General features: G+C 42.5%; 27 protein-coding genes and 1 tRNA gene. 24 read left to right on the top strand and 4 right to left on the bottom strand.

Going from position 1 to position 26,163, the window contains the following annotated elements:
- Nucleotides 1-144 precede the first annotated feature (144 nt).
- The 3 genes from gcvT to gcvPB are packed head-to-tail and all read left to right on the top strand — an operon-like array spanning nt 145 to nt 4,069.
- Nucleotides 145-1,242: a glycine cleavage system aminomethyltransferase GcvT gene (gcvT, locus tag IEW82_RS13110; protein ID WP_188695015.1), complete on the top strand. Its 1,098-nt coding sequence runs from the start codon at nt 145-147 to the stop codon at nt 1,240-1,242.
- Between the two features lie 15 nt (nt 1,243-1,257).
- Complete coding sequence (gene gcvPA / locus IEW82_RS13105; protein ID WP_188695012.1) at nt 1,258-2,613, top strand: aminomethyl-transferring glycine dehydrogenase subunit GcvPA; 1,356 nt, start codon at nt 1,258-1,260, stop codon at nt 2,611-2,613.
- Nucleotides 2,606-4,069: an aminomethyl-transferring glycine dehydrogenase subunit GcvPB gene (gene gcvPB, locus IEW82_RS13100; protein ID WP_188695008.1), complete on the top strand. Its 1,464-nt coding sequence runs from the start codon at nt 2,606-2,608 to the stop codon at nt 4,067-4,069. Before gcvPA ends, gcvPB begins: the two co-directional genes overlap by 8 nt.
- A 593-nt stretch (nt 4,070-4,662) precedes the next feature.
- Here the strand turns inward: gcvPB and IEW82_RS13095 are convergent.
- Nucleotides 4,663-4,739, bottom strand: a tRNA-Pro gene (locus tag IEW82_RS13095).
- A gap of 135 nt (nt 4,740-4,874) precedes the next feature.
- Complete coding sequence (locus tag IEW82_RS13090; protein WP_188695005.1) at nt 4,875-5,264, bottom strand: rhodanese-like domain-containing protein; 390 nt, start codon at nt 5,262-5,264, stop codon at nt 4,875-4,877.
- 486 nt (nt 5,265-5,750) lie between these two features.
- Between IEW82_RS13090 and IEW82_RS13085 the strand changes: the two genes are divergently transcribed.
- The 3 genes from IEW82_RS13085 (at nt 5,751) to IEW82_RS13075 (ending at nt 10,415) form a co-directional block, all read left to right on the top strand.
- Nucleotides 5,751-8,312 carry a vitamin B12-dependent ribonucleotide reductase gene (locus IEW82_RS13085; protein ID WP_188695002.1) on the top strand — a complete coding sequence of 854 codons (2,562 nt, stop codon included), beginning with the start codon at nt 5,751-5,753 and terminating at the stop codon, nt 8,310-8,312.
- Nucleotides 8,313-8,596: 284 nt separating this feature from the next.
- The gene (gene mntR, locus IEW82_RS13080; RefSeq protein WP_188695229.1) at nt 8,597-9,016 is read left to right on the top strand and encodes a transcriptional regulator MntR; all 420 of its coding nucleotides are present in this window, start codon (nt 8,597-8,599) and stop codon (nt 9,014-9,016) included.
- Between the two features lie 511 nt (nt 9,017-9,527).
- Nucleotides 9,528-10,415, top strand: a complete 888-nt coding sequence (locus IEW82_RS13075) for a patatin-like phospholipase family protein (RefSeq protein WP_188694997.1) — start codon at nt 9,528-9,530, stop codon at nt 10,413-10,415.
- A 217-nt stretch (nt 10,416-10,632) separates the two neighbouring features.
- On the opposite strand, the gene IEW82_RS13070 is transcribed toward IEW82_RS13075, so the two are convergent.
- Together IEW82_RS13070 and IEW82_RS13065 are read right to left on the bottom strand one after the other, a co-directional pair.
- The gene (locus tag IEW82_RS13070) at nt 10,633-11,022 is read right to left on the bottom strand and encodes an SA1362 family protein (protein WP_188694991.1); all 390 of its coding nucleotides are present in this window, start codon (nt 11,020-11,022) and stop codon (nt 10,633-10,635) included.
- Nucleotides 11,023-11,050: 28 nt separating this feature from the next.
- Nucleotides 11,051-11,950 (bottom strand): DUF1385 domain-containing protein, encoded by a 900-nt coding sequence (locus IEW82_RS13065; RefSeq protein WP_188695226.1) that lies wholly within the window; start codon nt 11,948-11,950, stop codon nt 11,051-11,053.
- 252 nt (nt 11,951-12,202) lie between these two features.
- Between IEW82_RS13065 and IEW82_RS13060 the strand changes: the two genes are divergently transcribed.
- The 18 genes from IEW82_RS13060 to IEW82_RS12975 all read left to right on the top strand — a co-directional run bounded on the left by IEW82_RS13060 (nt 12,203) and on the right by IEW82_RS12975 (nt 26,043).
- Complete coding sequence (locus IEW82_RS13060; protein ID WP_188694988.1) at nt 12,203-12,715, top strand: YqhR family membrane protein; 513 nt, start codon at nt 12,203-12,205, stop codon at nt 12,713-12,715.
- A 49-nt stretch (nt 12,716-12,764) separates the two neighbouring features.
- The gene (aroQ, locus tag IEW82_RS13055) at nt 12,765-13,199 is read left to right on the top strand and encodes a type II 3-dehydroquinate dehydratase (protein ID WP_188694983.1); all 435 of its coding nucleotides are present in this window, start codon (nt 12,765-12,767) and stop codon (nt 13,197-13,199) included.
- A gap of 73 nt (nt 13,200-13,272) precedes the next feature.
- A complete protein-coding gene (gene efp / locus IEW82_RS13050; RefSeq protein ID WP_188694980.1) occupies nt 13,273-13,830 on the top strand; it encodes an elongation factor P in 558 nt (185 codons plus the stop codon).
- Nucleotides 13,831-14,906: 1,076 nt separating this feature from the next.
- The gene (gene spoIIIAA / locus IEW82_RS13045; RefSeq protein WP_188694977.1) at nt 14,907-15,830 is read left to right on the top strand and encodes a stage III sporulation protein AA; all 924 of its coding nucleotides are present in this window, start codon (nt 14,907-14,909) and stop codon (nt 15,828-15,830) included.
- A 4-nt stretch (nt 15,831-15,834) separates the two neighbouring features.
- Complete coding sequence (gene spoIIIAB / locus IEW82_RS13040; protein WP_188694973.1) at nt 15,835-16,344, top strand: stage III sporulation protein SpoIIIAB; 510 nt, start codon at nt 15,835-15,837, stop codon at nt 16,342-16,344.
- A 70-nt stretch (nt 16,345-16,414) separates the two neighbouring features.
- Nucleotides 16,415-16,621, top strand: coding sequence for a stage III sporulation protein AC (spoIIIAC, locus tag IEW82_RS13035; RefSeq protein ID WP_188694970.1), 207 nt, complete (start codon nt 16,415-16,417; stop codon nt 16,619-16,621).
- Between the two features lie 12 nt (nt 16,622-16,633).
- On the top strand, nt 16,634-17,023 hold the full coding sequence (spoIIIAD, locus tag IEW82_RS13030) for a stage III sporulation protein AD (RefSeq protein WP_188695223.1): 390 nt from the start codon (nt 16,634-16,636) through the stop codon (nt 17,021-17,023).
- A 15-nt stretch (nt 17,024-17,038) separates the two neighbouring features.
- Nucleotides 17,039-18,232, top strand: a complete 1,194-nt coding sequence (gene spoIIIAE / locus IEW82_RS13025) for a stage III sporulation protein AE (RefSeq protein WP_188694967.1) — start codon at nt 17,039-17,041, stop codon at nt 18,230-18,232.
- A 13-nt stretch (nt 18,233-18,245) separates the two neighbouring features.
- Complete coding sequence (spoIIIAF, locus tag IEW82_RS13020; RefSeq protein ID WP_188694963.1) at nt 18,246-18,908, top strand: stage III sporulation protein AF; 663 nt, start codon at nt 18,246-18,248, stop codon at nt 18,906-18,908.
- A gap of 3 nt (nt 18,909-18,911) precedes the next feature.
- Nucleotides 18,912-19,586, top strand: a complete 675-nt coding sequence (gene spoIIIAG, locus IEW82_RS13015) for a stage III sporulation protein AG (protein WP_188694960.1) — start codon at nt 18,912-18,914, stop codon at nt 19,584-19,586.
- A gap of 3 nt (nt 19,587-19,589) precedes the next feature.
- Nucleotides 19,590-20,117, top strand: coding sequence for a SpoIIIAH-like family protein (locus IEW82_RS13010; RefSeq protein ID WP_188694957.1), 528 nt, complete (start codon nt 19,590-19,592; stop codon nt 20,115-20,117).
- Between the two features lie 476 nt (nt 20,118-20,593).
- Nucleotides 20,594-21,082, top strand: coding sequence for an acetyl-CoA carboxylase biotin carboxyl carrier protein (gene accB, locus IEW82_RS13005; RefSeq protein ID WP_188694953.1), 489 nt, complete (start codon nt 20,594-20,596; stop codon nt 21,080-21,082).
- 11 nt (nt 21,083-21,093) lie between these two features.
- Entirely contained in the window at nt 21,094-22,461 is a 1,368-nt protein-coding gene (gene accC / locus IEW82_RS13000) for an acetyl-CoA carboxylase biotin carboxylase subunit (RefSeq protein ID WP_188694950.1), read from the top strand.
- A gap of 48 nt (nt 22,462-22,509) precedes the next feature.
- Nucleotides 22,510-22,896, top strand: coding sequence for an Asp23/Gls24 family envelope stress response protein (locus IEW82_RS12995; RefSeq protein ID WP_308422164.1), 387 nt, complete (start codon nt 22,510-22,512; stop codon nt 22,894-22,896).
- Nucleotides 22,897-23,084: 188 nt separating this feature from the next.
- Nucleotides 23,085-23,495: a transcription antitermination factor NusB gene (nusB, locus tag IEW82_RS12990; RefSeq protein ID WP_188694946.1), complete on the top strand. Its 411-nt coding sequence runs from the start codon at nt 23,085-23,087 to the stop codon at nt 23,493-23,495.
- Nucleotides 23,496-23,550: 55 nt separating this feature from the next.
- Nucleotides 23,551-24,906: an exodeoxyribonuclease VII large subunit gene (gene xseA, locus IEW82_RS12985; protein ID WP_188694943.1), complete on the top strand. Its 1,356-nt coding sequence runs from the start codon at nt 23,551-23,553 to the stop codon at nt 24,904-24,906.
- The gene (gene xseB, locus IEW82_RS12980) at nt 24,899-25,162 is read left to right on the top strand and encodes an exodeoxyribonuclease VII small subunit (RefSeq protein WP_188694940.1); all 264 of its coding nucleotides are present in this window, start codon (nt 24,899-24,901) and stop codon (nt 25,160-25,162) included. The genes xseA and xseB overlap by 8 nt, the downstream gene beginning before the upstream one ends.
- On the top strand, nt 25,159-26,043 hold the full coding sequence (locus IEW82_RS12975; protein ID WP_188694937.1) for a polyprenyl synthetase family protein: 885 nt from the start codon (nt 25,159-25,161) through the stop codon (nt 26,041-26,043). Before xseB ends, IEW82_RS12975 begins: the two co-directional genes overlap by 4 nt.
- Nucleotides 26,044-26,163: the final 120 nt, after the last annotated feature.

Genomic DNA, 26,163 nt, shown 5'->3' with positions numbered 1-26,163 from the left:
GCAAAAATCACATCAGGAGTACCAGCGAAGTGGTGCAAGCCAAGTTTTCTAATGTTTGGACGGTATACCCAGGGTTGACCTAGTAAGAGGCTTAAGCGCCTTTTATTAGCATTTATATATAGAGAATATAAGGGAGGATACTGTGTGAGTGGATTAAAGACATCACCATTGAACAAAGTCTATCAGCAATGTGGTGCCAAAACCATTGATTTTGGCGGGTGGGAGTTACCTGTGCAATTTTCTAGCATTAAGGAAGAGCATCAGGCTGTTAGAGAGCGTGCCGGTTTATTTGATGTCTCTCATATGGGAGAAATCGAAATTACAGGTGTAGAGGCTGAAGCATTGCTTCAATATCTGGTTACTAATGATGTCTCGAAGCTTGAGGTAGGCGATGCTCAATATACAGCGATGTGCTATGAAACAGGCGGAACTGTGGATGACTTAATCATTTATAAACAAGCGTCTGATCGCTTCTTGCTCGTGGTCAATGCATCAAATACAGAAAAAGACTTTGAATGGATAGACTCTCATGTCTCTGAGACAGTGAAAGTTCGCAATGTTTCGACGAGTATTGCGCAATTAGCCATTCAAGGCCCTCAAGCCGAAAAAATATTACAGAAGCTCACAGCTGAAACGCTTAGCACCATTAAGCCTTTTACATTCAGAGAACCTGTCGATGTCAACGGGGTAAAAAGTCTCGTCTCACGCACAGGCTATACCGGAGAGGACGGCTTTGAGATTTATTGTCCATGGGATGAGGCAGAAGGACTTTGGCAGAGTTTACTAGAAGCAGGGAAAGAAGAAGGCATCCTTCCTTGTGGTTTAGGGGCACGTGATACCTTACGATTTGAAGCGCGGCTTGCCCTTTACGGACAAGAGCTAACAGAATCAATCAGCCCGATTGAAGGCGGGATTGCTTTTGCTGTAAAAGTGGATAAAGAGGCAGATTTTATCGGCAAAGCCGCCTTAAAAAAACAAAAGGAAGATGGCGCTCCACGCAAACTTGTTGGTCTTGAGATGATTGATAAAGGCATTCCTCGCACGCATTATGAGATCTATGCTGATGAAAATAAAATAGGCGAAGTAACCACTGGAACGCAATCGCCCACTTTAAAAAAGAATTTAGGGCTTGGTTTGATTGACCGTGAGTTCGCTAAGATTGGCAATGAAGTTGAGATTGATATACGCGGGAAACGACGTAAGGCAAAAATCATCAAAGCGCCTTTTTATAAAAGGGGATAGAAGGGGGAAACAGACATGAATCAATTCAGGTATTTACCCATTACCGAACAAGATCGAAAGGAAATGCTTGAGGTTATCGGTGTTGATTCGACAGAGGCGCTTTTTTCTGATGTTCCTGCTTCTGTGCGGTTTAAAGGGGAATTAGATGTTGAAGAAGCGTTGGCTGAGGGTGATCTTTTTAAGTTTATGTCACAGCTCGCCAATAAAAATGTGAATACAAAAGAGACCCCCTCATTTTTAGGAGCAGGTGTCTATGATCACTACATTCCTTCTGTGGTGAATCACGTGATTTCACGCTCGGAATTTTATACAGCATATACGCCTTATCAGCCTGAGATCTCTCAAGGGGAATTGCAGGCGATATTTGAATTTCAAACGATGATTTGTGAATTAACGGGCATGGATGTGGCCAATTCATCAATGTATGACGGTCCAACGGCATTAGCAGAAGCAGCTTTAATGTCAGCTGGTACAACGCGAAAGAAAAAGATCCTGGTCTCAAAGGCCGTCCACCCAGAAGCGCGGGCAGTTGTCCAAAGCTATGCCACGGGGCAGCATCTCGAAGTGATAGAGGTGCCAATTAAAGATGGCTGTACTGATCTTGAAGCATTGGAACAGCTTGTGGATGGGGAGACTGCTTCTGTGTTGATCCAGTATCCAAACTTTTATGGACACATCGAACCGCTTAAGGAGATCGAAGCACTGACTCACCAAAGTAAAAAAGCGATGCTTGTTGTCTCAAGCAATCCATTAGCACTGGGGCTATTAACACCTCCTGGACAATTGGGTGCAGATATTGTCGTCGGAGATTGTCAGCCTTTAGGGATTCCTGCTTCATTTGGCGGCCCACATTGTGGTTATTTTGCGACGACGAAAAAAAATATGCGTAAAGTTCCTGGTCGACTCGTCGGTCAAACCGTTGATGAAGAAGGACAGCGCGGTTTTGTCTTAACTTTACAGGCGCGTGAACAGCATATTCGTCGGGACAAAGCGACTTCCAATATTTGTTCGAACCAAGCATTGAATGCTTTGGCATCATCCGTTGCGATGACTGCTTTAGGTAAACATGGACTTCAAGAAATGGCACATCAAAATCTTCAAAAAGCACATTATGCTGTCAAGCTTATGAAAGAAAAAGGATTGGATGTCAAGTTAGAAGCGCCTTTCTTTAACGAATTTGTGGTTTACTGTGGACGGCCGATCACTGAGGTGAATCGACAGCTGTTGGACAAAGGCTTTATAGGTGGCTATGACTTGGGACGAACAGAACCTGATTATAAAGATCATATGCTCGTTGCCGTAACGGAACAGCGAAGTGCCAAAGAGATTGAAGCATTTGTAGATGCATTAGGAGGCGTGCTCCATGACTAAAACTGATCAGCCGTTAATTTTTGAGTATAGTAAACCTGGTCGCATTGGCTATAGCTTACCAGATCTCGATGTTCCTGAAGTTGCCGTGACTGAGTTAGTGCCAGAAGACTATATTCGTACAGAGGCAGCTGAACTCCCAGAGGTTTCAGAATTGCAAATCATGCGCCACTATACTGCGCTTTCCAAACGCAATCATGGGGTTGATTCCGGCTTTTATCCATTAGGCTCTTGTACGATGAAGTACAATCCAAAAATCAATGAAGATGTAGCGAGGCTCCCAGGATTGGCCCACATTCATCCCTATCAAAGTGAGGAAACGGTGCAAGGGGCTTTGGAGCTTATGTATCGCCTGCAAAAGAATCTTGAAGCGATTACTGGTATGGATGAAGTGACCTTACAGCCTGCTGCGGGTGCCCATGGTGAATGGACGGGACTTATGATCATCCGTGCTTATCATGAAGCCAACGGTGATTTTCAGCGGACAAAGGTCATTGTACCGGACTCGGCTCATGGAACGAATCCCGCCTCAGCAACTGTTGCTGGCTTTGAGGCGGTCACTGTTAAGTCAAATGAAAAAGGGCTTGTAGATTTAGAAGATCTTAAACGTGTCGTCGGGGACGATACAGCTGCACTCATGCTGACAAATCCGAATACATTAGGCTTTTTTGAAGAGGAAATTGTGGAATTGGCAGCGATCGTTCATGACGCTGGAGGCAAGCTGTATTATGATGGCGCCAATACGAATGCCATCATGGGCATTGCCCGTCCAGGGGACATGGGCTTTGATGTCGTCCATTTGAATTTGCATAAGACCTTTACAGGCCCACACGGTGGGGGGGGACCTGGATCTGGACCCGTTGGTGTCAAGAAGGAGTTAGCCAAATACTTGCCAAAACCTCAAGTTATTAAAACAGAGGAAGGCTATCGCTTTGACGAGGATCGTCCTAATGCCATTGGTAGAGTGAAGCCCTACTATGGCAATTTCGGCATTAATGTTCGTGCCTATACGTATATCAGAACGATGGGACCCAAAGGATTGGCTCAAGTCTCACAGGATGCAGTATTAAATGCAAACTATTTGTTCAGAAGATTAGCGCCATATTATGACGTACCGTTTGATCATCATTGTAAGCATGAATTTATTATTTCTGGGAAACGTCAAAAGAAATTAGGCGTTCGGACATTGGATATTGCCAAAAGATTGCTTGATTTCGATTTCCACCCACCCACCATTTATTTTCCGTTAATTGTTGATGAGGCCATGATGATTGAGCCGACAGAAACGGAATCAAAAGAAACGCTAGATGCCTTTGCAGAGACGATGATTCAAATCGCCAAGGAAGCAGAGGAGACTCCTGAAGTGGTTCAGGAAGCACCACATCACACAGTAATCAGTCGTTTAGATGAAACCCTCGCGGCCCGTCAGCCTGTTTTAAAATATGAAAAAGTTGAGTGAAATTAAGGACGGGGCTGGGACAAAACCCAATAAATTAAGAGTGGTACCTACCAAAAATTGGTGGGTACTACTCTTTTGAATTAAAAAGTATAAAAGTCTGTTTGGCATCGGAATTGGCAATGTTGATTTCCGCTACAGAACGCTCGCTTTCCTTAAGCACGGCCTCCGACGTACGTACCATCGGGGTCCCCTAAAAGTGTTCTTTGCTTTTTTGGAGGCCCTGAGGTGCTAGCTTCGGCGTTATCACATGGATGTGACGCACTTAGCCGAAGTGCCTTGAAAATGTAAGAGACTTAGACTAAGAAGCCCCTGTTCCTGCGTCTGCTAGACTTGCTTTCCTTGGAACAACGCGTCGTCAATTCGTGAAGTCATTCGCCCCGTTCCCGAAGGCGTCTCGCGCCTTGTGTTCCAATCCACTTGACCTTGCAATGAAGCCTCTTCCATATTTGATGAAGCTCTACGCCAAGACAAGGACTGGGTGTACTTTGCTTGGCTTTTCTTAATTCTATAAATAAATCCACTTGTGGCGTGAGTGCATCAAAAAACCACTTTTCTAATTTGAGAAAAGTGGTTGGTGTATGCTTGTTTTAGAATGGTCGGGATGACAGGATTTGAACCTGCGACCTCAACAACCCCATTGTTGCACTCTACCAAGCTGAGCTACATCCCGATCGTGATTAAGTAAGGCAGATAAAAGAGCCCCTTATGAGCATGGGCTCTTTTATTACAATACTCATTTTTAGAGTCATTGTCAATAAAAATATCCAGATGCGCTATGACTATAAACCGTTGCAAATGTTTTTATTTATGCATTTTTTGTTTTAATTTTTCCTGTCCATTTTTTGAAGCCGCCTTTTAAAACATAAAGCTCTTTACAGCCATGCTTTTTTAACATGGCAGCCGCACGACTGCTTTTGACTCCATTTTGACAGTAGAGATAGACTGGCTTATCTTTTCGAACCTCTCCCTTGCGCATTTTCAGCTGAGTTAAAGGAAGATTTCTTGCCCCTAATATATGTCCATTTTCAAATTCATTAGGTTCACGAACATCAATAAGCTGGGCTTTGCGATAGCCTTGAATGAATTCATCTTGTGTTAATTCCTTTAAATAACTTCTTTGATATAAGGAACGCCCCACCGTATAAGCGATAAATCCGACGATGATAATTCCTACAATAATCCATTGCCAAAGCATGCTTTCCAAACCCCTTTTGTCTTGATTGACTTTTAAAAATAGCAAAATGACTATAAATATTATAACCTGTACAGAATAGACTTTTCAAATAAAATCGTAAAGGGATATGATTTGTATTATATTTCCATTATGAAAAAATCAAGACATGAATTTATTAGTTGTGGTAAAATTTTGACCCTTATTCTCTTTTTTTCTTCAATTATCGCTAAAATTTATCGAATTTTGCTTTTGACAATTTTAATGACTTTTGCTTCTAGGCACAATATATTGGATTTTGATTAAATTTATGATACTATATATTGTGTTGTTGGCAAATGAGCGCTACAATAGAGACATAGAATTATGGCACCATTGATCGACATACATAGAAGAATTTAGAACAAAAGATTAACCGATGATTAGATACATACATCTTGTCCTCTTGTTATTCTGAGCTGACAGCTGTTATCGAGTCTATGAAAATATGAAATTTTGGGAGGCAATACAATGAGTGTGACGTTCAAAACACGTGAACAGATCAATATAGCGGATTTGAATGCCGACATTACAGAATTTCCTCAGGTTTTTCCAATTACCGAGGATATGTCCATTACGAAATCAGGCGTCTCTCGCCTTGTCATGTTGGATCGCTATGCTTTTAAAGATACAGAGAAAAAGACCATCAAACCAGGAGACTTTGTTGTACTGACAGTTAAGTCGGACCCGAAATTTCCAGCAAGAGGCTTAGGAAAAATCGAAGCTATTCATTGGGAGACGAACGAAGCAACGGTGCGTGTTGACGAAGAGTATCGCCATGTGCTGGAACCCGAGGAACAAGAGCAAGGCCTTATTCGCCGGTCTTTGGATATTATTGATAAGCCACTTGAAATTTTCTATGAGCAAATTGCCAAAAGAAACGCTAAAGGATTGGCAGCTGTAGAGACAACGGAAGAAAGGCGCAAGGAATCATTTGATAAGTTTTATGCGCAGCTTGTCTCTATGAATTTTGTTCCGGCTGGTCGGGTGCTTTACGGTGCGGGGGCTGATACAGAAGTCACTTATTTTAATTGCTACGTTATGCCTTATGTTAAGGATTCACGTGAGGGCATTGCAGAGCATCGTAAGAAAGTCATGGAAATCATGTCAAGGGGTGGAGGCGTTGGGACCAATGGCTCTACACTACGCCCGCGGAATACACTTGCAAAAGGTGTGAATGGTAAATCTTCTGGTTCCGTATCATGGCTTGATGATGTTGCCAAGCTGACTCATCTCGTTGAGCAGGGGGGATCAAGACGCGGAGCGCAGATGATCATGCTTGTGGATTCTCATCCTGATATCGTTGAATTTATTATCTCCAAGATGCAAAATCCAAGGATTTTACGCTATTTAATTGAAAATTCAACGGATGAGCAGATCAAACAGCTCGCCAAAGATAAGCTCAAGTTTACGCCACTCACTGAGACAGAAAGAGATATGTATCAAGGTATATTAAATTATAAAAGTTTTCCTGGTCAAGGCGGCTTTACTGATAAAGCGTTAAGAGAGGCCGAGCTCAAACTTCGCGAAGGCGGACACTTTTCTGTGAATAATCCTGAATTTTTAACAGGGGCCAATATATCTGTTTGTATTACAAAGGATTTCATGGACGCGGTTGAGAAGGATGAAGACTTTGCCCTTCGTTTTCCTGATGTTGAGCACTATAGCTCTGAAGAAATGGCGATCTATAATCGTGAATGGCACGAATGTGGTGATGTAAGAGAATGGGAAGCCAAGGGCTTTGGTGTACGGACTTATCGTCATATTAAAGCGCGCGAATTATGGAATCTCATTAATGTGTGCGCAACGTATTCAGCTGAGCCAGGTATCTTTTTCATAGATAATGCCAACGAAAAAACCAATGCCAAGGCATATGGTCAAAAGGTAGTGGCGACGAATCCCTGCGGTGAGCAGCCACTAGCACCTTACTCAGTCTGTAATTTAGCAGCTGTAAATCTTGCTGAAATGGCCGACAAAAAGAATAAGCACATCGATTTCGCTAAACTCAAAGAGACGGTAGAAGTTGGCGTGCGCATGCAAGACAATGTCATTGATGCTACACCGTACTTCCTAGAGGAAAATCGTATTCAGGCTTTGGGAGAACGCCGAGTTGGATTGGGGGTAATGGGGCTTCATGATCTCTTGATTTATTGTGAAACTGAGTATGGTACACCTGAAGGCAATCGCTTAGTTGATCAGATTTTCGAAACCATTGCGACGACGGCTTATCGTGCGTCGATCGAATTGGCTAAGGAGAAGGGGAGCTTCCCATTCTTAGAAGGTCAGTCTGCTGAAGAACAGCGGCGCTTGCGAGAAAAGTTCATTAATAGTGGTTACGTGCAGACACTGCCTGAAGATATTCGTGAAGGCATTTTGACATATGGCATTCGCAACTCCCATCTCTTGACCGTAGCGCCAACCGGGTCAACAGGGACGATGGTAGGTGTATCAACAGGTCTAGAGCCTTATTTCTCATTTTCCTACTTTAGAAGTGGGAGATTAGGCAAGTTCATTGAAGTGAAGGCAGATATTGTGCGTGAATATCTAGAAGAACATCCCGAAGCGGACAGCGCGCATCTTCCTCATTGGTTTATCTCAGCTATGGAGCTTTCACCAGAAGCGCATGCTGATACACAATGCGTCATTCAACGCTGGGTAGACAGCTCGATTAGTAAGACCGTCAATGCACCGAAGGGATATACTGTGGAGCAGGTCAAGAAGGTTTATGAGCGTCTCTTTAAAGGGGGAGCTAAAGGGGGGACCGTCTATGTTGATGGGAGCCGCGATGCACAGGTGCTTACATTAAAGGCAGAAGAGAATTCTTTTGAAGATAACGAGGTGAGCCCTTCCGAAGAAGCCTCAACGGCCAAGGTTGTTCTTGTTGATACGATTAATGAATTGGATAAAACAGATGTCACTTATGGATCAGAAGTTGGGGATACTTGTCCGATTTGTCGCCAAGGAACGGTAGAAGAAATTGGCGGTTGTAACACCTGTACAAATTGCAATGCACAGCTGAAATGTGGTCTATAAGTTAGGGTAAAAGGGGATAGCCTCAAACGGGCTATTCCTTTTTCTTGCTTTGACACTATCAGGAATCATAAGCCTTCACTAATGCTATTTAAGGAGAAAAGCTTTATTGAAGTGATCTTAATGATAGTCGTACGGGAGTGTTGTCAAAGTGATGACTTGTCATTCATTTTTTTCTAGTGTATGATTTTTATAGTGTGTCTTTTTGTGCAGATGACATGGATTTAAATATATAGTTAATGCCTCTGTGTAAACAGAGAAGCCTTTAAAATAGGAGGGATGACATGCTGCCAACACCTAGCATGGAAGATTATATTGAGCGTATTTATTTGCTCATAAAAGATAAGGGTTATGCGAGAGTGTCTGATATTGCTGAGGCATTAGAAGTACACCCCTCCTCCGTAACGAAAATGATTCAAAAGTTAGATAAGGATGATTATCTCGTTTATGAGAAATATAGAGGATTTGGCTTAACCCCAAAAGGGAAAAAATTAGGTCAGCGTCTTGTCTTTCGTCATGCTTTATTAGAAGATTTTTTGAAAATCATTGGCGTACATAATGAACATATTTATGAGGATGTCGAAGGGATCGAGCACCATTTAAGCTGGGATGCCATCGATCGAATTGGGGATTTAGTGCAGTATTTTGAAGAGGATCCACAACGCGTTGAGGACTTAACTATCATCCGAAATCGCAATCGTGATTAAATGTTCACTTGGGAACGACTTCAACTTTAAAATGAAAAATAAACCGCCTTGCAGCGTCAACATGACGCAGTAGGGCGTTTTTTATACTATCAGAATGTATAGCTTCTTCGACATTCATAAAGGAAGAAAGTATCAGTGTCACTTGGACTTTCACCATCTAAGGCTTGCGGGCACTCTTAGTGTGTGATTGGCAAAATACACATTAGGGATACCAGTAAAGCGGTGCAAGCCAAGTTTTCTCAATTTCACTGTGAACATCTCAAGGCATTAAATAAGCCTAATCATACATCCTTATTTAATTTGAATGAGGTTGACACTTAGGGACATAGAAACTCTTGCTTGGCTGGTGTTCTATTTTCTGTCCTCCCTAACTAAGATAGCTATAAAGAGTGTTTAGAGCTTTTTCTATTAAGAAGACAAGTTGATGTCCAGTGACATTTACTCATAACCAAAGGAATCACGGCGACTATTTTGCAGGACGGTACCGAGAACGCAGCGGGGAGGGCTGACGATGTGGATTGATGGTGTATTTTCTGGGGGTGGGGTGAAAGCCTTTGCTTTTGTGGGAGCTTATGAAATTGTTGAAAAGCATGGCTATCGATTTCGCAGGGTCGCAGGAACGAGTGCGGGCTCCATTATCGCCGCTTTTATAGCATCTGGGTACAATAGCAAGGATATTTATAAATTAATGGAAGAGCTGCAACCCTCTCTATTTTTAGATCAGTCCAAAATTATTCATCATTTTCCATTTATTAAATGGCTAACACTTTATTGGCGCATGGGGCTCTATAAAGGAAATACGTTTGAGAAATGGTTGATGGAGGTTCTTAAGGCCAAAGGCGTGGAGCGCTTTAGTGATCTGCCTCCGGATTCATTAAAGATCATTGCCTCTGATTTATCCAGAGGAAAAATGATTGTTATCCCCGATGACCTTGTTGAATATGGGATTCATCCGGAGAATTTTTCTGTCGCGCGCGCCATCCGCATCAGTTGTAGTCTTCCATTCTTTTTTGAGCCGATTTCCCTATATGATAAAGAGAATCAGAAATGTATTCTCGTTGATGGAGGGGTGTTGAGTAATTTTCCAGTTTGGTTGTATGATGATCAACAAGATCTGCCTTCACGTCCTTTCTTGGGATTTCAATTGAGCTCAAGAACGGATAGTGCAGCCCCTCGCCGCATAAAAAACGCAGTTGATTTATTTCACGGCATTTTTACAACGATGAAAGAGGCTCATGATGCGAAATATATTTCAAAATATGCAGCATCCAATATTGTCTTCCTACCCGTTGAAAATATTGAAACCGCTAATTTTAAGCTTTCAAAGGAAAATATTGATCATTTAGTGGAGGTGGGGCGTAAAAGGACAACAAAGTTTTTGAAGCATTGGACCTATTAAAAATTTATATTAGAAAACTTGGCTTGCACCCCTTCGCTGGTACTCCTGATGTGATTTTTGCCAATCACACACTTAGGGTGTCCGCAAGCCTCAGATGGCGAAAGTCAAAGCCCGCCTTATATTCTCTTCCTTTATGCGCGTCAGTAAAGTTATACATCCTGATAGTATAAAAACGACAAGTGGATTAAGCGTCACTTGTCGTTTTGGCAGCTTATTGTTATTCGAGAAAAAACAGCTTTTTTCGACGCCGTTTTTTGCCGTCGATGACTGTAAGATGGTGGTGATTGCGTTTCTGTCCTTTTGCGATGGGTTCCTTTTTCTTTACAACAGTTTGTGATTGGATCACATGTAAGTGTGAAGGTTGAGAAACAGGGCGATGATGGTGTCGCTCTTTTTTGCGTTTCTTGGTTTGCTTGACTGCACGACGATAGGCAGCGGTGTCACTTGACGAGCGGTTCATAAACAGCTTGTAAATGACAAAGATAAGCCCGACGACCAGAGCGATCATAGCAATGTTTTTCAACAGGCTTAGTGGGTGGAACGCCAAGCCGATGAGTCCCAGTAAAATAATGGCATAAAAAACAATATTAAACCATGATTTTCTCACTTTCAACACCTCCCATTTCAGCGTTTTTCTAGCTTACAACGGTTTGTTTCTCACTCGCAATATAACGTGCTTCTCTATCTTTCATTTCATTAAAAGCGGCAATAGCTACCTCAATCTGATCTGCTTTTGGCTCTTTAGTTGTCAGAAGCTGTAGCCAAAGACCTGGATAGCCAAGCCAGCGTAAGACAGGAATATGCCTACATTTATTGGTCAGCTGTAAGACTTCATAAGCGATGCCTAGATCTACTGGTATGAGCAAAATCCGTGAGACAAGTCTCAACCAAAAAGGATGGACGGGAACGAGAAAATATAAAAAGATACTGATGATCGCAGTAAATAGGATAAAGCTGCTTCCGCAACGATAGTGGAGCCGGGATTGGGCTTTAACATTTTGGACCGTTAAAGCTTCGCGTACTTCAAACGTATTTATTACTTTATGCTCGGCACCATGGTATTGAAACAGACGTTTCACCATTGGCGTCAAAGATATAAAGTAGATATAGCCAAAAATAAAAAGAAGCTTAAACAATCCTTCTAGTAATATTTGCGCAACGTCTCCTGGAAAGAGAAAGCTTAATGCTTCAGCAAGTAGAGTAGGAACGAGTGTCAATACAAACTTCCCGAATAAAAAAGAAAGCACTGCGATCACACTCACACCAAGAATCATGGCCCATTTTCCCTTTTCCTCAGTTTCCTGAGCCTCATTAGCCGCATCATCTGCGGGATCGACATCATACTTTTCTGAGGCAAAATTCAAATGCTTTGTCCCAACAATACTGGATTCAATGATTCCGATAATCCCTCTAACGAAAGGAATTTTTTTTAATTTATTTAAAACAGGTGTCGGTTCCTTTTTAACTTCATAGTATTCAAGACTTCCATCTTTTCTGCGAATAGCAGTTACTGTGGTATGCTTACCGCCCATCATCACCCCTTCAATGACAGCCTGACCGCCATACACAGGTAATTTTTTCAATAGAGATCACCAACTTTGATGTTTTCTCTTATTTTACTAGAAAAGTTCAAAAGTCTCCACATTAAGATATGTTCTATATTAATAATTTACCCAAAATAACAATTTATACACATTTTATTCAAAAGAAAGTGAATTTATTTGTGAACGTATGTGCATGAAGAAAATGAATAAGACTAGGTCATACTAATCCTTGGAGGTGATAAGATGAGTGACGAATTTGTGTTAACAAAGGAAGACAAGAACGACTATAGCAAGGTTTCTTCAAATGGAAGGACAGTTTTAATTGGCTTTGTGGGTGGAGCGCTTTGGGGTTTGCTCGGTTTTTTATTTTATGAGCTTAATTTTTGTAGATATGGTCCTGCACTTATCTTGGCACCCTTTCCTTCGTATGATTGGAAGGAATCTGTTGGCAAACAATTTTTAGGACTCCTCATGATTTGCATCGTTTCCATCTTGCTTGCGTTTGCGTATAAATTCACCTTAGGGCGAATGAAAAATATGTGGATTAGCATCGGATTTGGCCTCGCTTTATGGGTGATCGTTTTCTATGTGCTTCAGCCTTGGATTCCCCATTTAAAGCCTGTGACAGAGCTCGGTAAGAACACGATTACCACAACGCTTTGCTTATATATTTTGTATGGTCTTTTTGTAGGCTATTCCATCTCCTTTGATCTTACTTCGTCAGAAAGCGAAAATGCCGACTACTCAAATGACTAAGCCTATGGTAGAATAGCTAAGGGAAAACATTCTGAAATGGGTGAAGCCGATGCGTCATTATCTGATTATTAATGGACCTAATCTGAATCAATTAGGAAAAAGAGAACCAGATGTTTACGGCAAGGAGACGCTCGATGATCTCGTCGCATTTATTGAAGAGTTTGCCAAGCAGCAGTCCTTTGCTGTCACTTGTAAACAAAGCAATTATGAGGGAGAGATCATTGGTTGGATACACGAAGCGTCCTCAGATTATGACGGCATTGTCATAAATCCAGCAGCCTTTACACACTATAGCTATGCCATTAGAGATGCACTCGCAGGGCAAAGTCTACCGGTTATAGAGGTTCACTTATCGAATATTCATAAAAGAGAACCTTTTCGTCATCAGTCTGTTACTGCGCCGGTTGTTATCGGGCAGATTGTCGGACTTGGTTTTCACGGCTATCAATTGGCGTTGACTTATTTAGAAGCACACGTTAATTAAGAGGATAAACGATTCAAACCATATCAGATCGCGAGTGGCCTCATGTAAGAGATGAAAGGGGAATACGTCAATCATGATTTCAGTTAACGATTTTCGCACAGGGTTAACGATTCAAGTGGATGGGGATATTTGGTCAGTCATAGAATTTCAACATGTGAAGCCGGGAAAAGGAGCGGCTTTTGTGCGTTCCAAATTGCGTAATTTACGCACAGGCTCCATTCAAGAAAAAACCTTTCGCGGTGGAGAAAAGGTTGATCGAGCACACATTGAAAATCGCCGCATGCAGTATCTCTATGCTAACGGAGATCAACATACCTTTATGGATTTAGAAAGCTATGAACAGATCGAATTAAATGCTAAACAAATCGCTGATCAATTAAATTTTTTAAAAGAGAATATGGAGGTTCATATTCAAAGCTTTGAAGGTGAAACGATCGGTGTTGAACTTCCTAATACCGTTGAATTAGAAGTGACGGAAACTGAACCTGGAATTAAAGGAGACACGGCTTCCGGTGGCTCTAAGCCAGCGATTCTAGAAACGGGTTATACCGTTCAAGTGCCTTTCTTCATTAATCAAGGTGATGTGCTCATTATTGATACACGTACTGGAAACTATATATCCCGTGCCTGATCAAGAGAGTCTAGCTTATTGCTAGGCTCCTTTTTTTAAAAGATCAGAAAGTATAAAATTTCTGGTCATGAGGACGATGCGCGATTCCGCTCCAGGTCGCTCGCTTTCCTAAGCCTCCTCGCGCCTTCGCGCTGCTAAGGTCTTACCGATCTCCTACTTCCCGCTGGACTCTAGTATCGCATCATGAGTCAACGGCGCCCGTGGACTACATGATTTTAGAGTGTTACGAATCGCGCGCCTTGCGCTCCCATCCACTTGACCAGGCAATGAAGCCTTTTTCATATTGGCTGATGCTCTATACTAAGGACAAGGACCGGGCATGCTTTTCGCCCGGTTTTTCTTATACTATCAGAATGTATAATTTCGCTGACGCGCATAAAGGAAGAGAGTATAAGTTCGGGCTTTGACTTTCGCCACCTGAGGCTTGCGGACACCCTAAGTGTGTGATTGGCAAAAATCACATCAGGAGTACCAGCGAAGTGGTGCAAGCCAAGCATTCTAATGCCATCGGTATTATAACCATGTGCCCGCATTGGCATTGTCGTATGATTGTAGCCGAGTTCTTTTGTAGTCTGCTTGCGTGCACTTCGATCGTGTAGCTTTCCTATTGGCGGTTCGCACTTTTCGCTCCCATTCTATTTGTTCTGTGCCGATGTCTAGTAGGAGGCGAAGTTTCCCCTCACACGGGAGTCATGCCACAACAGAGAGGGGCAGAGGAACGAGTCTCTCAGATTCACTCTTAATTTAATCACTAATTCAATAAAAGATAGGGCCCTCTGAACGGCATCTCGATTGTAAGACACATATAACAATTGGAGGTGCCGTTTTCTTATGTTGTCAGAAAGTCTATTCCTTCGCTTATACTCTCTAAGGATGATGGATAAGATTAGGCTTTGACTTTGTCATTGGGACGTGGTTACCAGCTAACTTTTTTCATAAATGTGAATAAATTGAGAGGCTCATTTTCTTTATAGCCTCATCTATTTAAGATTTTTATATTGGGTGAAGAAAAGCATAAAGTGTACAGGCCAGCATATATTGATGATAAGTAATAAGCCTGAAAAGGGTGAGAAAAAATGGATGACGTATTAGCCCTTATCCCTGAACATATAGCGAAAGAGATCCTCCAACTGCCAGCGCATCTATTGGATCAGCTTGAAGAGATTAGATGTCGTATCGAGCGCCCGGTTGAATTAGTGCTGGGTGGAAAGCCGCGTTTTTTAGACAAGCTTATTTTTACCTTCCAAGATGCAAGAGCTTTACTAGGAAAACTCAGTCAGTATTCTCTCTATACACTGGAAGAAGAATTGAAGCGAGGCTATGTCACGATCAGTGGAGGGCATCGAATTGGGCTTGCTGGAAAGGTGATTACTGAGGAGAGCCAAGTGAAGCGCATAAGAGATGTCAGCTCCTTTAATATTCGTGTCGCAAGGCAAAAGCTTGGGGCTGCACATTCAATGATGCCTTTTCTCTATCAAGAGCATCGCTGGTATAACACGTTAATTATAGGTCCACCACAAGCAGGAAAGACCACGCTATTGCGGGATATTGCTAGGATAGCCAGTCAAGGGGAAGCGCCCATTCCTTCTACAAAGGTAGGTATTGTGGACGAGCGTTCAGAAATTGCGGGCTGTGTGAAAGGTGTTCCTCAGCATGCATTTGGGCCGCGGATTGATGTCTTGGATGCTTGTCCAAAACCCGAAGGAATGATGATGTTAATCCGATCAATGAGCCCCGAATTAGTTATCGTTGATGAAATTGGCCGTCAAGAGGATAGTCATGCATTGCTTGAAGCCCTAAATGCCGGTGTTAATGTGATTGCGAGTGCGCATGGTTACAGCTATGAGCAAATCCTTAGACGGCCAAATATTCATGTTCTTATGGAGCATCGGCTGTTTGATCGGTTTATTGTCCTCTCGAGACAGAGAGGTCCAGGCGTTATTGAAGCCATTTATAACGGAGAAGGCTCACTTATATCGCAAAAAAGAGAGTTTGTTTAGACAGATGAAGCTCATAGGCTCTCTTCTCATTATTCTGACATCAACAGCTATTGGTCGTATGTATGCCAAGCGTTATCGCGATCGGCCGCGCCAGTTAAGGCAGTTGCGTTCAGCGCTTCAGGTGCTGGAAACCGAAATCACATATAGCCTTAGGCCGATTGGTGAAGTTGCCGCAAAACTTGTCCACCAAATCCCAAAACCTGTAAACCAGTTCTTTAAATTATTGACGGATGAGCTGGAGAAGGGGCTGACCTTGCAAGAGGCATGGAAGGAAGCCGTCGGCGAATTTTGGCCAAACACTGCACTGAAAAAGAATGAGCAGGATATCTTGCTTCAATTTGGCGTGACATTAGGGCAGTCCGATCGGGAGAACCAAGAGAAACAAATTCATTTAGCCCTGACGCATTTAGAGCGTGAGGAGTCTGAAGCACGCGAGGCTCAAGCTACCTATGAAAAATTGTGGAATACCATGGGGTTTTTGGCCGGACTTTTAATTGTCCTTCTATTAATTTGATGCGTGAGCTCAATCAGTAAGGAGAGGCTTTAAGTCATTTTTATTGGTTAACTATAGGGGAGGAAGCACCATGTCAATAGATGTGAATACAATTTTTCAAATTGCGGGGATTGGGATTATCGTCGCTATGATTCAAACGGTACTTAAACAAATGGGAAAGGATGATTGGGCCCAATGGGTCACGCTTATTGGTTTTGTTGTCATCCTTTATATGGTTGCTTCCTTAATCGGTAATCTCTTTGATAAGATCAAGGACGTCTTCCTGTTTCAAGGGTAGGGGGAATGCACGATCGAAATCCTACAAATTGTCGGCATCGGTTTAATCGCTACCTTCTTAGCACTAATACTTAATGAGCAAAAACCGGCTTTTGCTTTTCTCCTTATAGTCTTTGTTGGAATTTCTATCTTTTTATTGCTTATCGGAAAAATTCAGCAGATCATAGAAATGATTGAACGCATGGCTGTAAATGCTAACCTCAATCTTGTCTATATGACAACGATTCTTAAAATCATCGGCATTGCCTATATTGCAGAGTTTGGTGTACAAATTGCCCGGGATGCTGGACAAGGTGCCCTGGCGTCAAAAATAGAACTCGCCGGTAAGATACTTATTCTTGTGATGGCGATTCCCATCATCATGGCAATTATCAAAACAATATTGGGGCTTATTCCCAAATAATAAAGGAGATGCACTATGTGGCTTCTCTCTCAACGCTTGACAAAAAATACTGTACGGGTCATCGCACTCTGTTGCTTTATCCTCATGCTCTGCCCTTCAATTACCTTGGCAGATACTGTGACCGACAAAGTGGTGGACAAGCAGCTTGATAGCATAAATACAGATGATATTAAAGCCTATTGGGATAAAGTGGTGACCCAATATAATGGTTTTCTCCCAGAAAGCAAGGACATGGACTTTAAAGAATTTCTTACCTCTGATAAGAATCATTTGATTAAGGAATGGATTGCAGGTCTCCTGCATTATTTATTTCATGAATTACTGGTCAACGGCAAGTTATTAGGAACGTTGATTTTACTGACGGTACTTTCGATGATCCTACAGAATATACAAAATGCCTTTGAGCATCCCACAGTTTCTAAGGTAGCCTATGCTGTTGTGTATATGGTTCTCGTTATCCTGGCACTTAACTCATTTAAGGTAGCGATTTCTTATACCACAACAGCAATAAATGATATGAGCCACTTTTTACTGGCGCTGATGCCCCTTATATTGGCGTTAATGGCGACCTCGGGGGGGTTAACGTCAGTTGCCTTTTTTCATCCAATCATTGTATTCCTTATTAATGTCAGTGGCTGGTTGATTTCTATGATTGTATTGCCACTCTTATTTTTATCGGCACTTCTATCGATCGTTAGCGCACTATCAGAGCATTATAAGGTAACGCAGCTGGCTAAGCTGTTGCGCAGTATCGGGATTGGGATACTTGCCGTCTTTTTTGCCATCTTTTTAGGTGTACTTTCGGTTCAAGGAGCGGCCACAGCCATTTCCGATGGACTGGTTGTGCGAACAGCTAAATTCATTACGGGGAATTTTGTTCCTGTGATTGGCAGGATGTTTACTGATGCTGCAGATACTGTTCTAAATGCATCTGCTCTAGTAAAAAATACGATTGGTATTGCTGGGCTGGTCATACTCGTTGCCATTGTTATTTTTCCGGTGTTGAAAGTATTGGCGTTAGCATTTATTTATAACCTCGCTTCAGCCATTCTTCAGCCATTAGGCGGAGGGCCTATCATTGAATGCCTATCGGTTATCGGCCGCAGTATGATTTATGTGTTTGCCTGTCTAGCCATTGTTGCACTTATGTTTTTCTTAGCAATCACCATCATCATAGCCTCTAGTAATTTATCTTTGATGGTGCGATAGGGGGTACAGACGATTGTCAGCTGTTTCAAGTTGGATCTCTCAAGTCGTGTTATTAATCCTGTTAGCCATCGTGCTTGAACTCCTGTTACCCAATGATAGTTTCCAAAAGTATGTCAAGCTCGTCGTCGGACTCGTTCTGATCGTTGCTTTGCTGAGTCCCGTCATTAAAGTGCTGCACATGCCCGTTGAAAAAATATTAAATGAGCTGAATCCTCCTAAAGAAGAGGATGCGTTAAAAAATTCAATAAATCAGCATAAAAATGAAATAGAACATGAACAAGCTGCATATAAATCTAACATAGTGGCTGTCTACATGAAAAACGATGTACAGGAGGCGTTAGGAGAGCAATTTGGTCTCACCATTGTCGGGGATATTCATTTAGACATTGATGATAGCGCAAAAAGTCCAAAAGTTAAACATGCTGTTGTCGTTTTAGGACAAGCGGATGAAGCTAAAAAGGCGGCGAAGAACAATCAAGAGCGTTCCGACAAGACTAAGGAGATTCAGCCGGTTAAAAAGGTCGATATTCAAGTGAGGATCGATGATACAGAAACAGACAGGCAATCCTCATCACAAGAAACCAAAGAGCTTAAGGCTGTTAAAGCATTCCTAGCAAAAAAATGGGAGATTCCTCAAAGCCGTTTAACACTCCAGCTTGAAGGAGGCGGTTCTTAAGTCATGTCGCTGTCCAAGCTCTTACAACTCTTAAAGGATTTATTTTTAACAGAAAAAACCGACAACAAGAAAAAAAAGTCTCCCTTACAGCCATTAGTCATTCTCCTTATCATCGGTGTTGCTTTGATGGTCTTTAGCCGGGTCTATAGTTCACAAACGGCAAGTCAAGGCGATGCGGCGAAGACAAAGGCCGTCCAAACCTCAGGGGAAACCGCCAGTCAGGATATGGAGACCTTTAAAACCGATAAAAAAAATACATTTTCCTCATTTGAAGATTACGCAGCTTATTATGAAGATCATCTCACATCGATATTAAATGAGGTAAGTGGGGTCTCGAACGTTCACGTTATGGTGGTCGTCGATACGACAGTTCAAAATGTTTATGGGAAAAATTCGGATACCCAAAATAATCATACCAATGAGGAGGATAAAGATGGTGGAACGCGAGAATCTAATGAGCAGAACAAAAAAGAAGATGTCGTCATTATTGATGGAGGTGATACCAAAGAGCCCCTCATTATCACAAAGAAAAGTCCTGTAGTCAAAGGTGTTTGGGTCGTGGCGGATGGGGTGGACAATCCAACGATCAAGTCATGGATTGTTGATGCCGTGAGCTCTGTGCTCGGAATCCCTTCATATAAAGTGTCAGTGACACAAGGTAAATCAAAGGAGGAGTAACACATGGTACTTAAAAAACAAACAGTATGGTTGTTAACAATGTTAAGCCTTATCGTCGTCTTGTCCGTATACTATATTTCAACACCACCAAGCAACACACCGACTTCGCAGTCCGCAACGCCGAAGCAAAGTGAGGCGAATAAGGATTCCAAGGATGGTATGGCTTCAAGTCATATTGTCAATGATGATGCCTTAGCGGATTATCGCTTACAAAAACAACAAGCAGATAAAGAACAAGCCCAACAATATGAAAAAGTGATTGACTCTGATAAAAGTACAGCTGTTCAAGTAAGCGAGGCCCAGGATAAATTGCAATCCATAGAAACCATGAATCAAAAGGAATCCTTATTAGAAGGAGAAATTAAGTCAAAAGGGTTTGATGATGCAGTCGTTAGTGCCTCAGGATCTGATGTCAATGTCTATGTCAAAGCTGGTAGCATATCTAATAAACAAGCCAATGAGATTATGCGCATGGTTAATAGTGAACTGGGAGATGTTCATGTTAGCGTGGAACGCGAGCCTGTAAAATAATAGGTCTATTGATGAAGGACTGCTGGCGTAGCCGCAGTCCTTTTTTTAAAGATCAGAAAGTATAAAATTTCTGGTCATGAGGACGGTGCGGATTTCCGCTCCAGGTCGCTCGCTTTCCTAAGCCTCCTCGCGCCTTCGCGCTGCTAAGGTCTTACCGATCTCCCACTTCCCGCAGGAGTCTCTCGCCTTGCGCTCCATTCCACTTGACCAGGCAACGAAGCCTCTTTCATATTGGATGATGCCCTATACTAAGGACAAGGACCTGACATGTTTTTCGCCCGGTTTTTCTATGTAAAAATGAATGGAGAGAACATTCAAAGCCGATTTTTCTTTGCAACTCTCAGCGACTTCTATTAAAATAAAGAAGGTTATATTATCAATAGAAATACACGGACATTTTCACTTATAAAAATTAATGATATAGTAGTATAAGGTTGTCGTGTATTTTATATGAAAGCTTAAAGGAGTGCGAAACTTTGCTTAAAGTTGAAGAACTAAAAGAACTCATCCAACTCATTGATGACTCATCTATCGATGAATTTGAATACGAAGTTGAAAATTCAAAAGTAACCTTAAGAAAAAATAAAGAAGGCGTTGTCGCTCAAGCAGCGGCTCCTCAGGTAGCCGTTCAGGCCCCGGTGGCCCAACAGCCACAAGCACAACCTGTAGTAGCGCAACAAGCGGCTAATGGGCAAGCGGTTGAAAATGGAGGTCAGCAAGAAGAGTTACATAAAATTGTCTCGCCGATGGTGGGGACATTCTATGCTAAACCATCTCCGGATAAAGACAACTTTGTAAAGGTCGGATCGAAGGTATCCAATGACACAGTTGTTTGTATTATTGAAGCGATGAAGCTATTCAACGAAATTGAAGCAGATGTTAAAGGTGAAATTGTCGATGTTCTTGTTGAAGATGGACAGCTCGTTGAATATGGTCAACCACTTTTCCTTGTTAAGACAGAATAGGGGTTTTATGTATGCTAAAAAAAATACTTGTTGCAAACCGTGGTGAAATTGCCGTTCGCATCATTCGCGCGTGCAAGGAAATGAATATTGAAACCGTAGCGGTTTATTCTCAAGCGGATAAAGAAGCTCTGCACGTTCAGCTTGCTGATGAAGCCTATTGTATTGGACCGACAAGCTCTAAGGATAGTTATTTGAATCTAACGAGCATCATGAGTGTTGCCACTTTAACAGGTGTAGATGGCATTCATCCAGGCTATGGCTTTTTAGCGGAAAATGCCGATTTTGCTGAACTCTGTGAAGAATGTAATATCACGTTTATCGGTCCTAGCCCAGAGGCTATCAGTAAAATGGGCATTAAGGATGTTGCCAAAAGCACGATGAAGGCGGCAGGTGTTCCTGTTGTTCCTGGCTCTGAGGGCATCGTTGAAACCATTGAAGATGCTGTAAAGGTGGCTGAAACCATTCAATATCCTGTGATTATTAAGGCAACAGCTGGTGGTGGTGGTAAAGGCATTCGTATCGCCAGAAATGAAGAGGAACTGAAAAAAGGTGTGTCCATCACTCAGCAAGAAGCGGCAACTGCCTTTGGTAATCCAGGTGTTTATCTTGAAAAATTCATCGAGGATTTTCGTCATGTGGAAATCCAGGTGCTTGCCGATAAGCATGGTCATACCATTCATTTGGGTGAACGTGATTGTACGATCCAAAGACGCTTGCAAAAGCTTGTAGAAGAAAGCCCATCACCTGCATTATCACCTGAGAAGCGTCAGGAAATGGGGGAAGCGGCGGTACGCGCTGCTGAAGCTGTGAATTATTCAGGGGCTGGGACCATCGAATTTATTTTTGATGCTGATGGTAATTTTTATTTCATGGAAATGAATACACGTATTCAAGTTGAGCATCCTGTAACAGAATATGTGACAGGGATTGACTTGATTAAGGAGCAAATTCGCGTCGCTTCAGGGGAACCCCTTTCCATAAAGCAAGAGGACGTAACGTTTAATGGTTGGGCGATTGAATGCCGTATCAATGCAGAAAATCCGGCGAAGAACTTTATGCCATCACCTGGCGAAGTCACGATGTATCTTCCTCCTGGTGGCCCAGGCGTCCGTGTGGATTCTGCTGTTTATCCAGGCTATCGTATTCCACCTTATTATGATTCAATGGTGGCGAAAATCATTGCTTATGGAGAAACGCGTGAAGACGCAATTGCAAAGATGAAGCGCGCGCTTGGCGAAACGGTTATCGATGGGATTAGCACAACCATTCCGTTCCATCTCAATCTATTTAATCATCCGGTTTTCGTAAAAGGAGATTTTAATACGAAGTTTTTGGAGAAATATCCGATCGCAACGCAAGAAAACCTTGGAGGTGAATAATTCATGGAAGATAACCATTCTTTCTATGATGATATTGAGGCTGAACCGATGTATGAAGTGGACGACAATAATACGGATCTTGGGAAGGTAGAAATTTCACCAGAAGTGATTGAAGTGATTGCTGGCATGGCGGCAAATGAGGTAGATGGCGTCGCTGCTATGCATGGAAGCTTTGCGACAGGTGTCGCTGAACGCATTGGCCGTAAAAATTATGGAAAAGGCATCAAGGTTGATTTAACAGAAGAGGGGATAACCATTGATGTGCAATTGCACATGAAATTTGGAGTCTCCATTCCGGATGTCGGTCGTTGTGTTCAAGATAATATTGCACAAACGCTTCGGACGATGACAGCCTTAGAAGTCAACGCCATTAACATCCATGTTGTTGGTATCGAATTTGAGCAAGAAAGCAATACAAGCATTGAAAATGGTTAAATCAAAGGGGAAACCCTTTGATTTTTTCCTATGTCTGTGGGACAAGTTTACTGCGAGCATAATTAACTCTTCGCTAAAACGATGGGAATAAGCAGACTTGGGGTTATGGGTTATGAATGGATGAATTTAGCAAAGTAGAGTAAGCCGAGTTTTATTGAATACAGCGAGAGAAAGGATTAAGGCTAATAATGAACCGAAGAAAAGCGCGTGAAAAGGCGATACAAGCTCTTTTTCAAATTGATGTGGGGAAGCATCAGCTAGATGAAGTGCTGAGCACTGAGGAAGAGGAAAAGGCGCTCGATCCCTTTTTCAAACAACTCGTTACAACAACTTTGGCTCATCAAGAAGATATTGATGCGACCATTAAAAAATACTTGATCAAATGGCCGTTTGAAAGATTGGGTAATATCGATAAGGCCATCATGAGGCTGGCGGTTTGTGAAATTAAATATTTTGATGCCATCCCTGTTAAGGTCAGTCTAAATGAAGCCATAGAATTAGCTAAGATTTTTGGTGATGATGATACACGGAGATTTACAAATGGTGTGTTATCCCGTCTTGCTAATCAGGAGCAAAACGACACGTCGCAGGGAGAATAGCGGAGCGCAGTCTGGATCCGCCTCGCCATCCTGAGGAGATAAGGGGGAGGATAGCATGGCAGAAAGACGGTACATTACGGTTACCGCATTAACCCGATACATTAAGGGACTATTTGAAAAAGATCGTCATCTTCAAGATGTCTGGCTCAGAGCTGAAATTTCTAATTTCAAACGGCATAGTCGAGGCCATATGTATTTAACCTTGAAGGATAAGCAGACAAGGATTTCAGCTGTGATGTTTGCAGCCGATAATCGTCGGTTAACCTTTGTACCAGAGGACGGTATGAAGGTCCTTGTGCGAGGAGAAATTTCACTTTACGAGCCCTATGGGCAGTATCAAATCTACATTAAAGAGATGCAGCCTGACGGAGTGGGGCATCTTCATTTGGCGTTTGAGCAGCTAAAAAAGAAGCTAGCTCAAGAGGGATTATTTGACCAAGAATTAAAGAAAAGTCTTCCCGCTTATCCACGTAACATAGGGGTTGTGACTTCGCCAACAGGAGCGGCGATTCGTGATATCTTTACCACGATTAAAAGAAGGTTCCCTGCTGCAATGATAACGGTATTTCCTGTATTAGTACAAGGTGAATATGCGGCATCATCGATTGCCAGGGCGATAGAACGTGCCAATGAAAGCCAAGAGGTCGATGTCCTGATTATCGGTCGCGGCGGGGGCTCTATTGAAGAGCTTTGGGCTTTTAACGAGGAAATTGTAGCTCGCTCCATTCATGCGTCGCTTCTTCCGATTGTTTCGGCAGTCGGTCATGAAACAGATTTTACCATCGCTGATTTTGTTGCTGATATCCGTGCGGCGACACCGACGGCAGCTGCTGAACTGGTTGTACCACATATCATGGAACTTCAAGAACGCATCCAAGAGCGCTACCATCGCTTGCAGACTGTCATGAAGAAACGGCTTGAAAAGGATAGGGAGCATCTCACAACCCTTCAGAACGCTTATGCATTTAAATATCCTGGGCAATTGATCCGCCAGAAGGAACAGGAGCTTGATCGGGCTTATGAGCGCATGGTGAGTCAGTCTAAACGCATGATGCAGCAATGGAGACAACGTACAGAACATGCTGCGCGTTTGATTTACAAGCATCATCCTGAAGAGCAATTAAAGAGAGCGGAAAAGGACAGAAGTGCCCTATTCGAGCGGCTTGGACGGGCCTTTACCCATCATAAAGAGCGAAAGGCCGCCATGCTTAAGCAATCCATTAGCCAACTTAATGCCTTTAGCCCGCTTAACATTATGGAAAGAGGCTATGCGTTAACTTATAGTAAGGAACAGCAGCTCGTAAAATCAGTAAAACAAGTGACTCCAGGGGACAGCTTAAGCATTCGTTTGAAAGACGGGACAGTGGATTGTCAGGTATGGGGGATAGAGGAAGGTGAAAAAAATGAGTGAAAAACAAACGGAACAAATTGAAGAGCATGTAGATCAAAGCTTTGAGGAAGCTATGCAGGAATTGGAAACCATTGTCAGGCAATTAGAAGAAAATGAAGTTCCCCTCGAAAAAGCCATTAATCTCTTCCAAAAGGGTGTGACGCTTTCGAAAATGTGTCACCAAAAGCTCCAAAGAGTAGAAGATCAAATGGATAAAATTTTACGTGAAGATGGCACTGAAGAAGCCTTTCGTTTAGACGAGGAAGACCGCACATGACCATGGATATTGTAGCGTACTTAGAAACAAAAAAGGCACTCATCGATCAGCATCTTGTTCAGCTACTGAAAAGGATGGAAGCCCCTGATCGTCTCAAGGAATCCATGCTCTATTCCGTTGAGGCTGGTGGCAAGCGCTTGCGTCCCATCTTAATGCTAGCTGTTGTTGAGGCCTTAGAATCCAAAACTGAGTATGGATTGCAGCCGGCTAGTGCTCTAGAACTCGTTCACACCTATTCCTTAATTCATGATGACCTGCCGGCTATGGATGATGACGATCTTCGTAGAGGTCTTCCAACCAATCATAAAAAGTTTGGTGAAGCCACAGCGATTCTTGCAGGAGATGGCTTGCTAACATTCGCCTTCACTTGCCTATCACAAGCGCCTTATATAGATGCTAAGACCAAGCTCTGGCTGATTCAAGAATTAGCTAATGCTGCTGGTCCTTCGGCAATGGTGGGTGGACAGATGGATGATCTTGAAGCGGAAGGAAAGGCATTGGATCTAATCGCCTTAGAAAAAATTCATCAGAAAAAAACCGGACGTCTCTTAGAGTTTGCGGTCATGGGCGGGGCGACAATAGCCAAGGCTGATCGAAGTACAAAGGACACATTGCAGTTATTTGCCCGACATTTAGGTCTCGCTTTTCAAATCCAAGATGACATTTTAGATATTGAAGGAGACGAAGCGGCAATAGGTAAGCCTGTTGGCAGTGATATTGAAAATAAAAAAAATACGTATCCAGCCATTCTTGGCATTGAAGGAACGAAGGAACAGCTCAAAGCGCATTTTGAAAAAGCTCTTGATGCCTTGAAGTCGACAGCAATTCAACATGATGTCTTAGAGGGGATCGCTCATTTTATTATTGAGCGTCACTATTGATCTTTAGTCCAATTTATAGTATGTGTAAAATAGTTCTCGGTGGTATTTCTACAAAATCCTAGCCAAAAAAGAAGAGGCACTCTATCATAAATGTATGCCTACCAGAGCAAATACATCGTA

The organism is Pullulanibacillus camelliae (assembly GCF_014642655.1).
In the GTDB taxonomy this organism is placed as follows: domain Bacteria; phylum Bacillota; class Bacilli; order Bacillales; family Sporolactobacillaceae; genus Pullulanibacillus; species Pullulanibacillus camelliae.
The sequence above is the reverse complement of the archived record's forward strand: the minus strand, read 5'-3'. Positions and strand labels throughout refer to the sequence as shown.

What these genes read in the sequence shown, in the direction of transcription:
- IEW82_RS12975 (WP_188694937.1), top strand. Translation starts at nt 25,159, where the DNA reads ATGACCATGGATATTGTAGCGTACTTAGAAACAAAAAAGGCACTCATC.
- IEW82_RS13010 (WP_188694957.1), top strand. Translation starts at nt 19,590, where the DNA reads ATGGTACTTAAAAAACAAACAGTATGGTTGTTAACAATGTTAAGCCTT.
- xseB (WP_188694940.1), top strand. Translation starts at nt 24,899, where the DNA reads ATGAGTGAAAAACAAACGGAACAAATTGAAGAGCATGTAGATCAAAGC.
- IEW82_RS12995 (WP_308422164.1), top strand. Translation starts at nt 22,510, where the DNA reads ATGTATGAAGTGGACGACAATAATACGGATCTTGGGAAGGTAGAAATT.
- accC (WP_188694950.1), top strand. Translation starts at nt 21,094, where the DNA reads ATGCTAAAAAAAATACTTGTTGCAAACCGTGGTGAAATTGCCGTTCGC.
- spoIIIAB (WP_188694973.1), top strand. Translation starts at nt 15,835, where the DNA reads ATGAAGCTCATAGGCTCTCTTCTCATTATTCTGACATCAACAGCTATT.
- gcvPB (WP_188695008.1), top strand. Translation starts at nt 2,606, where the DNA reads ATGACTAAAACTGATCAGCCGTTAATTTTTGAGTATAGTAAACCTGGT.
- IEW82_RS13065 (WP_188695226.1), bottom strand. Translation starts at nt 11,950, where the DNA reads ATGATGGGCGGTAAGCATACCACAGTAACTGCTATTCGCAGAAAAGAT.
- spoIIIAG (WP_188694960.1), top strand. Translation starts at nt 18,912, where the DNA reads ATGTCGCTGTCCAAGCTCTTACAACTCTTAAAGGATTTATTTTTAACA.
- spoIIIAA (WP_188694977.1), top strand. Translation starts at nt 14,907, where the DNA reads ATGGATGACGTATTAGCCCTTATCCCTGAACATATAGCGAAAGAGATC.
- efp (WP_188694980.1), top strand. Translation starts at nt 13,273, where the DNA reads ATGATTTCAGTTAACGATTTTCGCACAGGGTTAACGATTCAAGTGGAT.
- gcvPA (WP_188695012.1), top strand. Translation starts at nt 1,258, where the DNA reads ATGAATCAATTCAGGTATTTACCCATTACCGAACAAGATCGAAAGGAA.
- nusB (WP_188694946.1), top strand. Translation starts at nt 23,085, where the DNA reads ATGAACCGAAGAAAAGCGCGTGAAAAGGCGATACAAGCTCTTTTTCAA.
- IEW82_RS13085 (WP_188695002.1), top strand. Translation starts at nt 5,751, where the DNA reads ATGAGTGTGACGTTCAAAACACGTGAACAGATCAATATAGCGGATTTG.
- IEW82_RS13075 (WP_188694997.1), top strand. Translation starts at nt 9,528, where the DNA reads ATGTGGATTGATGGTGTATTTTCTGGGGGTGGGGTGAAAGCCTTTGCT.
- spoIIIAC (WP_188694970.1), top strand. Translation starts at nt 16,415, where the DNA reads ATGTCAATAGATGTGAATACAATTTTTCAAATTGCGGGGATTGGGATT.
- xseA (WP_188694943.1), top strand. Translation starts at nt 23,551, where the DNA reads ATGGCAGAAAGACGGTACATTACGGTTACCGCATTAACCCGATACATT.
- IEW82_RS13090 (WP_188695005.1), bottom strand. Translation starts at nt 5,264, where the DNA reads ATGCTTTGGCAATGGATTATTGTAGGAATTATCATCGTCGGATTTATC.
- IEW82_RS13060 (WP_188694988.1), top strand. Translation starts at nt 12,203, where the DNA reads ATGAGTGACGAATTTGTGTTAACAAAGGAAGACAAGAACGACTATAGC.
- spoIIIAE (WP_188694967.1), top strand. Translation starts at nt 17,039, where the DNA reads ATGTGGCTTCTCTCTCAACGCTTGACAAAAAATACTGTACGGGTCATC.
- aroQ (WP_188694983.1), top strand. Translation starts at nt 12,765, where the DNA reads ATGCGTCATTATCTGATTATTAATGGACCTAATCTGAATCAATTAGGA.